Raw genomic sequence first — 11,885 nt, 5'->3', positions numbered from 1 at the left:
AAAACAGGCTCTATTTACACAACAAAAAAAATAGCCACGAATGGCTATTTTTTAAATCTCAGCGCAGATGGCTATATCTTTAAGTCCATTTTGGCAGCAGATTGATGGCTAAAGCGAATACACAACAATATTGCAATAAGTATCACCCCTGAAGCGGCAAAGCGGCTTAAATCCAGACCACCCGAGGCAATAGGTTTATCCAGAAAATCACCCACTACTGCACCCAAGGGACGAGTGAGTACAAAGGCACTCCAGAATAAGAATGTTCGTGAAATTGTGCTAAATAAGTACAGCAATAGAATCACTAAGATGAGTGTGACAAAAACTGCAATACCGCCACTATAACCCAAGCCCATGCTATCTGCCGACCAGTCGCCTAAAGCCGTACCCAAGGTTTGGGAAAATGTAATGGTGAGCCAATAGAAAATTTCTGCACGAGGATAATTGACTGTATGGGGTGAGATACTTCCCTCTACCCTATACCAGATAAATAAAGACACACACACCAGAGCGAGTAATATACTCGTGCCACCTGCATAGCCGATCCCTAAGGATCGATCGACAAAATCTGCCAGGGTTGTGCCCACGGTGGTACTGGCAATAATAGTGAACCAATACAAATACGGATGATAAGCCTTTGCCCGTATTTGAAAAAATAGCAATAGAATAAATAGCGCGGCAAAAATAAAGGTACTGAGCAAATACCCCAGATTCAGCGACATAGACAGCGCATCTCCGCCTGTTTCACCAAAAGTTGTGGCAAAAATCTTGGTCAACCAGAATAGTGCCGTTATTGCAGGAACTTTTATCAGATGTTGTTGTAATTCAAGCTGTTTCATGAGGAACTGATAATCTAATGGTCATTTCATCATCATTCTCTGCAAGACTTAACCGAAAATTAAAACTCAAGCTTATTTTGTGGGATTGCGAATAAAAAAAAGTACCATCGAAGTGCTGATGGTACTTTTTTGGCTCAAATGCTGTCACTAGATCAAATATTTAAAATAACTATAATTGGGATGATTTTCTACAAACACATAGTTTTGCTTTTGATAGAAATGTGCCGCATTTTTGGTGTCGGTATTCAGGCACAGTGCTGAAAAGTTGGCACGCGCCTCTTTTTCCAGCTGTTGTAACAATTGCTTGCCCACGCCATGCTTACGATATTTAGGCAAGACATAAAAACGACGTACACGACCAATACGGGCATCAATTTCGTTTTCGTTCCACTGCTGATTTAAACCACCACAGGCGATCAGTTTCTCATCATCATAAACAAAAAGAAGAAATTCCCCAGGTTGATCAAACCTGTTTTTGCCACTTTCATACTCTTCAATCAGTTGATCAATAAGCTGGAATCCTTCTTTCTGAGCTTGCTTGGCTAATTCTGTGATTTGTGCAGGTAATTGTTCAGCTTTTGCAATCGTGATATTCATCGAACCTTCCTAATCTTTTCCTATAGTGCATTTTGTACGAGCATCAGTCATATATTGAATTTTATTCATCAATCTACAGCAATCATGAGCATTGGTGTAAACTTAGCGTTTTATTTTGAAATGTGAATGAAAGACATGACAACTGTTGATCTTTTTGCAATTGGTAATGCATTAATCGACCAAGAATTTAAAGTCTCTGACGATTTCCTGATTCAACAAAATTTGCAAAAAGGCACTATGCAGTTGACTGATGGTGAAACACAAGCAAATTTATATAATAATTTAAAAGAAACGCAAGTATACAAAGGTCAAGCATCAGGCGGATCTGCTGCAAATACCACCGTTGCATTTAGTGCCTTGGGCAACACAGCATTTTATGCTTGCCGCGTGGGTAACGACGAACTTGGTCAAATTTACCTGAAAGGCTTAAATGATGCCGGCATTCAAACTGCAGAACAATCCGTCAGTGAAGGTGTGACCGGAACATGTATGGTTCTGGTGAGTCCGGATTCTGAACGTACCATGCAAACTTACCTTGGTATTACCGCTGAACTGAGTGAAACACAAATCGATTTTGAACCGTTAAAAACTGCAAAATGGCTGTATATTGAAGGCTATTTATCTACCAGTGACTCAGCAAGACTTGCCGTTAAACAGACACGTGAAATTGCAAAAGCGCATGGGGTAAAAATTGCACTAACTTTATCTGATCCAGCCATGGTGCAATATGCACGTCAAGGTTTGGATGAGTTAATTGATGATGGCGTTGATTTATTGTTATGCAATCAGCATGAAGCATTAATGTATACAGAAACCGACTCAATTGAAGCAGCATTGGCTAAATTGCAATTAAAAAGCACATACACTGTCATTACATTATCTGCAGAAGGCGCTTTAATTTCCGATTCTGAACAGACCTTAAAAGTTCCAGGGCGTAAAGTAACAGCAGTTGATGCCAATGGTGCAGGCGATGCATTTGCCGGTGCATTCTTGTATGCATTAAATATTGGACTAAGCCTGAAAGCGGCTGCCGAATTGGCAATCCTGATTTCAAGTGAAGTGGTTTCACAATTTGGTCCGCGCCTGAGCGTCGAACATTACGCAGAATTATTAAACAACTTCCAGAAGGAATGTGCATAATGATTAAAATTGCCATGACGGAAGAGATTCCTGAACGTGAAGCACGTTCATACGAAACGCCGAATGGTGATACTATTTTCATTACTCAGCGTGATGGTTCATTTTATGCTTATCAGAATCTCTGCCCGCATTTACAAGTTGAACTGGAATTCCTGGAAAACCAGTTTCTAGACCGTGATCAGGAATATATTGAATGCTCTACCCATGGTGCATTGTTCCTGGTTGAAAGCGGCGAATGTATTTCTGGTCCATGCCAAGGGCAATCACTTGAAAAAGTTGAAATTACCGTGCATTCTGATGGTGGAATTTACCTGAAAGAAGAATAAACCCAATGGAATTTGCCATGCTTGAGTTTCTGCAAGACTATAACTTAATCCCGTTTCATTTAAGTTTATTGGCTTTAATTTTACTCAGCATGGTAGAAACCATTGGCTATTACTTCAATATTCGTCCGACTCAATTTCTAAAAGCACTTTCACCTAAAAAACTCACCGACTCACCGTTTCTCAATGTTAAATTTTCCAAGACACTGATTGTGGTGTTTCTACTGATGAACTTCAGTTTTTCAGGCTATTTTCTGCAACTTTGCGTATTTTCACAGCAGCAAAAATTCCTGCCTGCTTATTACCTGATTATCCCTGCACTGATCATTGCGGTGTTTTTCACTGTATTTATGATTCATTGTCTTGACCAGGTCATCAAGCCAACGCTTACCAAACAACAGGTCAGTCTGCTAGGACGTTTGGCGACCATTTCCAGCGGTAATGCCCGTCCGGGATTTTCCGCACAGGCACGGGTACGGGACAGTTTTGGACAACTACATTATGTACAGGTCGAGCCTGAATTTGGTGAACTGGAATTTCAATCGCAAATTATTTTAATTCGCTTAAAAAAGTCCCACTATATCGCTAAAAAAATATCTAAATCCAATAGTTTATTTAGCATGGACAATCATCAATAATACTCAATTACTACCTGCTATTTTATTTAAAATGATAAAAAACCAGCTGAATTATTTACTCAACTGGTTTAAAAATCTTAGCGTTTCAGAAAACCAGAAACCAGGTTCATCACCTGCTGAATATCAGCATTGGCTTCCTGTTTATTGGTCTGTTCACCTTGCGGGGTGAGGGAATCGATAATTTGCGGCAACACTTTGGAAATAGCGCCATAAATATCCTGCGTAGGCACCTGGGTTTCTTGTGCGACCTGCTCTACTTCCTGCTCATCAAACAGCCCTTGAACTTGCTGCTGATCTACACTGGCATTTTCACCCGGTCCTGTAGAGACCCAGTCATCCACCTGACTGCTTAGCCCCATACCTTTTAATTTATCCAATGCTCCCTGAATGCCACCCTGCTTCTGAATCCAGGCAAGTACCAAGGGGGGAAGCACGGCTATTAATAAGGTTTTGGTATTACTTGATCCGACATTACTGCGTTGCTGAGTTTGTTTATGTTGCTGGTTCTGTTGACCACTTAAATGGCCCAGCACTGCTCCCAGAATTCCACCCAATCCGCCTTGTTGCCGCTGCTGGTTTTGCGTATTTTGTTGGCCTTGTTGATTGTGCTGAGTATTATTACCACTCATTTGTCCAAATACCGAACCTAAAATATCACCTAAGCCACCTTGCTGAGATTGTTGCTGCTTTCCGCCCAAAGCCTGTTTAGCGAATATTTCAACGATATTGCTCAGATTAGTCATTGCATTATCCTTTTATGAGCTTAATAAAAGAATACGACGCTTTTAAAGCAATCACTAAATATGAATTGTTAAGTTTTTAAATTATATATATTTATATAAATCAATAAATTACCAACGAAATTTATTCCAGTTTTCCGGGTTTGCCCAAAACTTGGAATTAAACCAGTCCGGTACATGTTTATAAGTTAAAATATTGAATTGCCACAAAGCAAAATCGCTATCATGTTGGGTTTTGTCAATCAGTTGAGTAAAGCCCAAAGAACGCAATAATTTCTCATCTTGCAATCTGCTAACTACTACAATCCGTTTTGCCATTAAATCACGCAGTTTCACCAACAGTTGCGACTTCCGCACATCAGAAAGTGCGACCAACTCTTGTGAGTCCATCACCACAAAACCCAGGTCATATCGCCGGGCAAAAGGCAGATTTAAAAACTCAGTTACGTTAAAATAGTGCCATTGAATTGATTGATTATTGTTGTATTGATCCAGATTTTGACCAATACATAATGCAGTTTGAATAGGCTGTTCTTTAGATAAATCGTCTAGCATAGAAGTGATGACATTCTGTTCAGCCATAACTGCATCCTTATTATTGAAGAGAGTATTCTGTATGGAACTACAAGGCATTTGCCATAAAATGCATGCAGGTCTTAAGGACCTTAGTGTAACTGATCAACATACACACAAGGCAAATGTTGAATATAAATTTATTCTAGATCGCTCAGAAGTTGACCTGCCATTCAATTTAGGCCAGGAAATCGAGATCGAATGGACCGGCAATATCTATTGCATATCTTGTGGTAGCAAAACCAACAAATCTTTTTCACAGGGTCACTGCTTTAAATGTTTTAAAACCAAAGCATCTTGTGACATGTGTATTATGAAACCGGAAACCTGTCATTATCACCTCGGTACTTGCCGTGAAGACAGCTTTGCCCATGAGGTGTGCTTCCAGCCGCATATTGTCTATCTGGCCAATTCCAGTGCATTAAAAGTCGGAATTACCCGTATGGGACAAATGCCAACGCGTTGGCTGGATCAGGGCGCAACTCAAGCCTTACCGATTATGAAAGTTGGCTCCCGCCGTCTTTCAGGTCAACTGGAAATTATGTTTGGAACTCAAGTGGCCGATAAGACCGATTGGCGTAAACTGCTCAAAGGCGAAGCTGAACCGCTGAATTTGATTGAGGTGCGTGAACAGCTGATTGAAGAATTTGCACCGAAAATTCAGACCATACGTGATGAATTTAGCCAGAATCTGGAATTTAACGAAACCATTGAAGTGATGGAAGATGAGCTGCCACGTGAGTTTGTTTATCCGGTTGAACAATATCCAGAAAAAATCAAATCGCATAATCTCGACAAAACTCCTACTATTCGCGGCAAGTTACAAGGCATTAAAGGACAGTATCTGATTTTAGATACAGGTGTCATTAATATCCGCAAATATTCAGGCTATGAGCTTAAAATCCGTGCCGAATAAGCTTTAATTCAGCCATAAAAAAACCTGCGTTAACGCAGGTTTTTTCTTTACAGCAGATTATTTAATTTTTGCATGTGATTTTAGATATTGCGTGTAATCATCCAGTTCTTGTTGACCGCGAAGTTGCTGGTACAACTTGGACAATTCATTTAACTGCTCATCACTTAAAGCACTGGAAGCCATTTTGTTGACATTCGATACAGCAACCACCACCAACTCATTTGGCAATGCAGCAGTTGTGACCGACCACATGCCTGCTTTCGGTGCTGGAACGCTAAATGCTGCACGTTCAATTTCACGTTTCAAACCTTGTGAACGTGCAAAAACACCTGCACTTTCAAACGCAATTTCACTTTTCGCCGCTACTGTTGCCGCAGGTTGTGATTTAAAGCCATCAAGCGCAGCCTGGATTTTCGCTTTCGCTGCATTTAATGCTTTCTGTTCGATGAGTTTCGCTTTTACACCTGGTGTTGCTTCAGCCAAAGTTTGCACCCCAGCCGCATGATAATTACGCACTTTCACCCAAACGGTATTACCATTTGCCATCTGGATGCTGCTAGACGCATTGCGGTCACCATTTTTCACATCATCATTAAACAGCTTAACTTTAACATTAGCATCGCTCAGTACAGAATGCTGAGTAGCTAAAGTCATACCTTTTACAGACTGAACGCTTACCCCTTTAACTTCTTGGGCCACCACATCCAGTGCATCGCTACCCACCACCATTTCATTCAGGCCATTTACCGCATCAGAGAATGAATTGGCAGCTTTACTCTTTTGCAACTCGGCCAGCAAGCGTGGTTTTTCAGTTTCAAATGAAGGCAACTTCACTACCGCTGCTTCTGTTTCAATTAAATGATAACCATACTGGGTTTTAACTGGCGCTGAAACCTGTGCTGATTTTAAAGAAGCAACTGTTAAATCAAATGCATCACCAAACACGCCTTTTGCATAAGCTTCTACCACACCACCCTTAGCTTTAGATTCGGTATCATCCGAATATTGTGCTGCAGCTTGAGCAAAGGACATGCCTGCTTTAATTTTCGCAGCAACATTGGTCGCTAATTTTTTCGCTTCAGCATCTGAACGGGTGTCTGCAGTAATTAAAATATGTTTTACCAGTGGCTTGGCATTTTGCTTTTGCGAATCGACAAAGGCAGCATAAGCTTGTTGCAATTCGGCATCTGTCACTTGCGTATTCGCAGGAGCCACATTGGCAGGCGTTAACACCACATAGTCAACATCTACACTTGCTACTTGTTTAAAGGCTTTTTGATGCTTGTTGTAGTAGGCTGCAATATCTTGTGCTGTTACATTTACATTTTTCTTGTACTCATCCAGCTTAATGCTCGCTAGATGTAAAGTACGCTGTTCAGTCTGCAAGTTGGCAATTTGCTGAATATCAAGCTTGCTCACCAATGCATAGTCCATAAATGTTGAAGTCAACATTTTAAGGGCATGATCTTTACGCAAGTTTGCAATCAAAGCCTGACTGGTCATACCCACTGAACGTAAATAATTTGAGTACAAGGCTTCAGAAAATTTACCGTTTTCCTGAAAGCTCGGTTGTTGAGCAACCATCTGTTCAATTTGTGCATCACTCAAAGAAATACCCAACTCTTCGGCCTGTTGCAATAACAAGGTACGAGCAACCAGGCTATCCATCGCTTTATTTTCAATGAAAGATTGATTCAATAAAGTTTCGTCGCCATTGGCATAAGCCAAGTATTGGTCTTTAAATGTTTTGGTCAATGATTCTAATTCTTTTTTAGAAATTTCTTGGCCATTAACCAATTTTGCCGTGTCTTCTGACTTTCCACCACTAAAATATCCTTCAATACCTACAAGTGCTAAAGGGGTCAAAAACAAAATGAGCAAAGCTTTGCCCAACCAACCTTTAATAACTTTACGAAAAGATTCCATAAGTATTCCAATATTTTATTTGTGGGGGATTTTACCTGAAAACCTGCTGTGAATGAATGAGTTCAAACTGTAATCGGCATTATTAATAAAAAACGCGCCTTCTAGGGCGCGTTTATCGGCATCAAAAAAGATTAAGCTACAGAATCTTTTAAACCTTTACCTGCTTTAAAGCTTGGTACTTTGCTTGCTTTAATTTCTAAAGCTGCGCCAGTTTGCGGGTTACGACCTGTACGTGCCGCACGCTCTTTAACGTTGAATGTACCAAAACCAACAAGTGTAACAGTATCACCAGATTTAAGTGCTTCAGTAATTGAAGCAATTGTTGCATCTAAGGCTTTACCTGCATCAGTCTTAGACAATCCCCCTTTCTCTGCAATTGCATCGATTAATTCTGATTTATTCATGAAGATTATGTCCTCTTAATATCGTTTATTTAAGGTCTAAGGATTCCATAGCACCTTTATATCAATGCTTTGGGGCAAAACGCAATACTCTGAATATGCTTTTCTGCAAAATATTTGCGAAAAAAATTGTTGAAAAATGCAGAAAAAGCAAAAATGTTTCATTTTTTTACAATTTGCGCTTTTAAAATCTTATTTTCTTCGATCAAAAAATCGACCTTGCTATGTAGTTGTAATATGAGGGTTTCTAGATGTTGAATATCTTTAACCGTCACCAGACCAATTCTGTTTAAAGAATGGTTCACGCTATGATCCAATAATTTTTCTACTTTATCTTTAGTGTCACTCACCGACTCTTTGGCTTTTTCCGAAACCTTTTCTACAGTTTGATCGGCAATTTCTGTGGTTTTGGATTCCAGTTCTTCCCCCACCTTGACTAAAGAGTCAAATAATTTATTCCCTTCTTCTTCCGCACGCGAAAAAGCCCCCAAACCAGCAAGCCATATTTGTTGAGTATATTTACGAAAATCCAAAGCCGATTTACGACCTGAACGTGCTTTATTCTTTGTTTTATCAGCATTTTCATTTTTTTGTTGATCAATCTCTTGATCTTTTGTCGATTTATCCATTCACACCATCTCCTGCTTATTTTCCATACAACTTAAATATAATTACTTAAAAAATACAGCTATAATAGCAAATTAAACACTTGATCGATTTGCTAAACTGTTCTACAAAGCAAGATTAATATATTTGTGATAAGCCCTGAACAGATTTTCGAGCATCGGATGCTCCTTTCAGGTAAGGATTAAGTTTTATGAGTGAATCGCAACAAGGTCAAAATCAACCGCATTTGTTGCTCACAATGACTATGATTGTTTTGGAGACAATCTTTACCTTCATCTTAAAACATGATCGGGTCGTTGGCTTGCAGGCTAAAAAATTTATAGACCAAAAAATTTCCATTAAAATTAATAGCTATTTACCTTATTTTGATTTTTATGTGGTTTTCACGGAACATGGCGTATTGTTTGACACCAAAGCTCCCGAGAAAATGGTCGATCTGGATGTTCGCACTACACTTACAGATTTGATTAAAGTTTTTGTCTTTGCCAATCGCCGCAGTATTAAAAAAATGCGCATTGATGGTGACATCACCCTTAAAGATGAGTTTCGCGATTTAACCCTTCTTTTTAGTTTTCCCAAAGTTTTATCGGACTGGAAACAATGGCTCAGCGAACCTATTGATGGGCAAGATGTTATTGCCTCCAAAAAGCGCATTGTGCCCCTATTAGAAAAAATTGATCAGCAACGTTCAAAGATCAATACTTTAGAGGTAGAAGTTAAACAATATAAGAATCGCATTCGTCGTATTCAACAAAAACAGAAAAGAATCAATATGGCTTTTAGTCTAACTATCGTGCTATTAGTTGCGTTATTAGTGTATAATTGGTGGATTGCATAAATATCTAATTTTCTTATAAAACAAAAAAAATGAAAGCCCAATAAAAAACTTGACTATTTTAGTCAGGATTCATAAAATCAACACATCTAGTCTTAATATGTGTATCGAATCATGCGTCTTACTACTCGCGGTCGTTACGCAGTGACTGCTCTACTTGATTTAGCTTTGCAGCCAACTGAACAAACGATCACGCTTGCTGAAATTGCAGCTCGTCAAACTATTTCTGTTGCCTATCTTGAGCAGTTATTTGCGAAACTCAAGCGCCACGGCTTAGTTTCTAGTGTTCGTGGTGCCAACGGTGGTTATCACCTGGCTCGTAACGCTGAAGAAATCACAGTATTAGAAATTATTGAAGCTGTAAACGAAACAGTTGATGCGACCCGTTGTGACCATAAAGGTAACTGCCAAAATGGTGCAATGTGCTTGACTCACGATTTATGGCAAGAACTCTCCCACCACATTGCCGATTATCTAGCAAAAATCTCCCTTGCTGATCTAGTAGCACGAGACAACGTACAAACCGTTGCAATCCGCCAAAATACAGCATCTTTTGATTCAGCCTTTTTATCGGTTACAGGTATTTGACATGAAACGTCCGATTTATCTTGATTATGCAGCAACCACTCCTGTAGACCCTCAAGTTGCAGAACGCATGATGGAATGCCTAACGTTTGACGGTACTTTCGGTAATGCTGCATCTCGTTCTCATGCTTACGGTTGGCAGGCTGAAGAAAAAGTAGAATATGCACGTGAACAAGTTGCGAACTTGGTCAAAGCAGATCCACGCGAGATTGTCTGGACTTCAGGTGCAACAGAATCTGATAACCTGGCGCTTAAAGGTGTGGCTCAGTTTTATGCCTCTAAAGGCAAACACATCATTACAAGTAAAATTGAACATAAAGCAATTTTAGATACTTGTCGTGAATTAGAAGCAGAAGGTTTCGAAATTACTTATCTTGAACCCCTTCCTCAAACAGGTTTAATTACCCCTGAGATGGTTCAGGCAGCTATTCGTCCAGATACTATTCTTGTTTCCTTAATGATGGTGAACAACGAAATTGGTACTGTGACTGACGTTGCTGCAATTGGTGAAATTACTCGCGCCAACAAAATTTTCTTCCATGTTGATGCTGCTCAAGCTGCAGGTAAAGTAGAAATTGATCTTTCAACTTTAAAAGTAGATTTAATGAGCTTCTCTGCTCATAAAATTTATGGCCCTAAAGGTATTGGTGCATTATTCGTACGTCGTTCACCACGTGTCCGTCTTAAAGCTCAAATGCATGGTGGCGGTCATGAACGCGGCATGCGCTCCGGTACGCTTGCAACTCACCAAATCGTAGGTATGGGCGAAGCTTTTGAACTTGCAGGCAAAAACCTTGAATCTGAACAAAAACGTATTCGCGTACTCCGTGACAAATTATGGAACGGTTTACAAGGCCTGGAACAAGTATTCCTAAATGGTCACCCTACTCAAAACGTTGCAAACTATCTCAACGTGAGCTTCAACTTTGTTGAAGGTGAATCATTGATGATGGCATTAAAAGATGCTGCGGTATCTTCGGGTTCAGCATGTACCTCTGCAACACTTGAGCCGTCTTATGTACTTCGTGCCTTAGGTCTTTCTGATGAACTTGCACACAGCTCGATCCGTTTCAGCTTCGGCAAATACACCACTGAAGAAGATATCGATCACGTTCTTGAAGTGACTAAAGCTGCTGTTGAGAAATTGCGTGAACTTTCTCCGCTTTGGGATATGTACAAAGAAGGTATCGACCTTTCAACTGTTGAATGGGCTGAACACTAATTCATTGTCTGGAGATAGCTTTAAAATTTAAAGCTATCTCGTTGATAAACGTAATTTCACCCCCATATTAATTTTAAGAATCTTAAGGCTGACCCCGAGGTTTGGAGAAGCATCATGGCTTATAGCGAAAAAGTAATTGATCATTACGAAAACCCTCGTAATGTTGGTGTTTTAGACAAAAATGCTGAAAATGTTGGTACAGGTATGGTCGGTGCACCAGCTTGTGGTGATGTAATGCGTCTTCAGATTCAAGTGAATGATGAAGGTGTAATTGAAGAAGCACGTTTCAAAACTTATGGTTGTGGTTCAGCTATTGCTTCTAGCTCACTTGTAACCGAGTGGTTAAAAGGCAAAACCCTTGATGAAGCACAAGCCATCAAGAACATCGACATTGCGACCGAACTGGCTCTACCTCCAGTAAAAGTACACTGTTCTGTACTTGCTGAAGATGCGATTAAAGCTGCTGTTGAAGACTATCGCAGCAAAAAAACAAAAGCTTAAGTGTTTCAAGTTTTTGATAAAA

Annotated in this window: 15 protein-coding genes; 8 read left to right on the top strand and 7 right to left on the bottom strand. The window is 39.8% G+C overall.

Going from position 1 to position 11,885, the window contains the following annotated elements; translation table 11 throughout:
* Positions 1 to 71: 71 nt before the first annotated feature.
* Positions 72 to 839, bottom strand: a complete 768-nt coding sequence (locus WAE57_RS06030; RefSeq protein ID WP_337709152.1) for a hypothetical protein — start codon at positions 837 to 839, stop codon at positions 72 to 74.
* A gap of 147 nt (positions 840 to 986) precedes the next feature.
* Positions 987 to 1,436 carry a GNAT family N-acetyltransferase gene (locus WAE57_RS06025; protein WP_086174252.1) on the bottom strand — a complete coding sequence of 150 codons (450 nt, stop codon included), beginning with the start codon at positions 1,434 to 1,436 and terminating at the stop codon, positions 987 to 989.
* Positions 1,437 to 1,571: 135 nt separating this feature from the next.
* On the opposite strand from WAE57_RS06025, the gene WAE57_RS06020 reads away from it, so the two are divergent.
* Genes WAE57_RS06020 through WAE57_RS06010 form a run of 3 tightly spaced genes read left to right on the top strand, consistent with a single transcriptional unit; the run spans position 1,572 to position 3,537 of the window.
* Positions 1,572 to 2,576 (top strand): adenosine kinase, encoded by a 1,005-nt coding sequence (locus WAE57_RS06020; protein WP_337709310.1) that lies wholly within the window; start codon positions 1,572 to 1,574, stop codon positions 2,574 to 2,576.
* Between the two features lie 14 nt (positions 2,577 to 2,590).
* Positions 2,591 to 2,902 (top strand): Rieske (2Fe-2S) protein, encoded by a 312-nt coding sequence (locus tag WAE57_RS06015; protein WP_171262901.1) that lies wholly within the window; start codon positions 2,591 to 2,593, stop codon positions 2,900 to 2,902.
* A gap of 17 nt (positions 2,903 to 2,919) precedes the next feature.
* Positions 2,920 to 3,537 carry an OB-fold-containig protein gene (locus WAE57_RS06010; protein WP_337709149.1) on the top strand — a complete coding sequence of 206 codons (618 nt, stop codon included), beginning with the start codon at positions 2,920 to 2,922 and terminating at the stop codon, positions 3,535 to 3,537.
* A gap of 77 nt (positions 3,538 to 3,614) precedes the next feature.
* On the opposite strand, the gene WAE57_RS06005 is transcribed toward WAE57_RS06010, so the two are convergent.
* Both WAE57_RS06005 and WAE57_RS06000 read right to left on the bottom strand, forming a co-directional pair.
* Positions 3,615 to 4,280: a YidB family protein gene (locus tag WAE57_RS06005; protein WP_337709147.1), complete on the bottom strand. Its 666-nt coding sequence runs from the start codon at positions 4,278 to 4,280 to the stop codon at positions 3,615 to 3,617.
* Positions 4,281 to 4,388: 108 nt separating this feature from the next.
* Complete coding sequence (locus tag WAE57_RS06000) at positions 4,389 to 4,859, bottom strand: DUF6231 family protein (RefSeq protein ID WP_337709144.1); 471 nt, start codon at positions 4,857 to 4,859, stop codon at positions 4,389 to 4,391.
* A gap of 34 nt (positions 4,860 to 4,893) precedes the next feature.
* On the opposite strand from WAE57_RS06000, the gene WAE57_RS05995 reads away from it, so the two are divergent.
* Entirely contained in the window at positions 4,894 to 5,766 is an 873-nt protein-coding gene (locus WAE57_RS05995) for a DUF2797 domain-containing protein (RefSeq protein WP_337709142.1), read from the top strand.
* Between the two features lie 57 nt (positions 5,767 to 5,823).
* Here the strand turns inward: WAE57_RS05995 and WAE57_RS05990 are convergent, their stop codons facing one another.
* The 3 genes from WAE57_RS05990 to WAE57_RS05980 form a co-directional block, all read right to left on the bottom strand.
* The gene (locus WAE57_RS05990; RefSeq protein ID WP_337709140.1) at positions 5,824 to 7,692 is read right to left on the bottom strand and encodes a SurA N-terminal domain-containing protein; all 1,869 of its coding nucleotides are present in this window, start codon (positions 7,690 to 7,692) and stop codon (positions 5,824 to 5,826) included.
* 131 nt (positions 7,693 to 7,823) lie between these two features.
* Positions 7,824 to 8,096 (bottom strand): HU family DNA-binding protein, encoded by a 273-nt coding sequence (locus WAE57_RS05985; protein WP_004651791.1) that lies wholly within the window; start codon positions 8,094 to 8,096, stop codon positions 7,824 to 7,826.
* A gap of 158 nt (positions 8,097 to 8,254) precedes the next feature.
* A complete protein-coding gene (locus WAE57_RS05980; protein ID WP_237786435.1) occupies positions 8,255 to 8,722 on the bottom strand; it encodes a phasin family protein in 468 nt (155 codons plus the stop codon).
* A 188-nt stretch (positions 8,723 to 8,910) separates the two neighbouring features.
* On the opposite strand from WAE57_RS05980, the gene WAE57_RS05975 reads away from it, so the two are divergent.
* The 4 genes from WAE57_RS05975 (at position 8,911) to iscU (ending at position 11,863) form a co-directional block, all read left to right on the top strand.
* Positions 8,911 to 9,558 (top strand): hypothetical protein, encoded by a 648-nt coding sequence (locus WAE57_RS05975; RefSeq protein ID WP_337709129.1) that lies wholly within the window; start codon positions 8,911 to 8,913, stop codon positions 9,556 to 9,558.
* 111 nt (positions 9,559 to 9,669) lie between these two features.
* Complete coding sequence (locus tag WAE57_RS05970) at positions 9,670 to 10,143, top strand: Rrf2 family transcriptional regulator (protein WP_337709128.1); 474 nt, start codon at positions 9,670 to 9,672, stop codon at positions 10,141 to 10,143.
* 1 nt (position 10,144) lies between these two features.
* Positions 10,145 to 11,362, top strand: a complete 1,218-nt coding sequence (locus WAE57_RS05965; RefSeq protein WP_237786437.1) for an IscS subfamily cysteine desulfurase — start codon at positions 10,145 to 10,147, stop codon at positions 11,360 to 11,362.
* A 114-nt stretch (positions 11,363 to 11,476) separates the two neighbouring features.
* Positions 11,477 to 11,863 carry a Fe-S cluster assembly scaffold IscU gene (gene iscU / locus WAE57_RS05960; RefSeq protein ID WP_086174262.1) on the top strand — a complete coding sequence of 129 codons (387 nt, stop codon included), beginning with the start codon at positions 11,477 to 11,479 and terminating at the stop codon, positions 11,861 to 11,863.
* The last annotated feature ends 22 nt before the right edge of the window (positions 11,864 to 11,885 follow it).

The organism is Acinetobacter sp. NS-4 (genome assembly GCF_037402435.1).
Taxonomy (GTDB): domain Bacteria; phylum Pseudomonadota; class Gammaproteobacteria; order Pseudomonadales; family Moraxellaceae; genus Acinetobacter.
The sequence above is the reverse complement of the archived record's forward strand: the minus strand, read 5'-3'. Positions and strand labels throughout refer to the sequence as shown.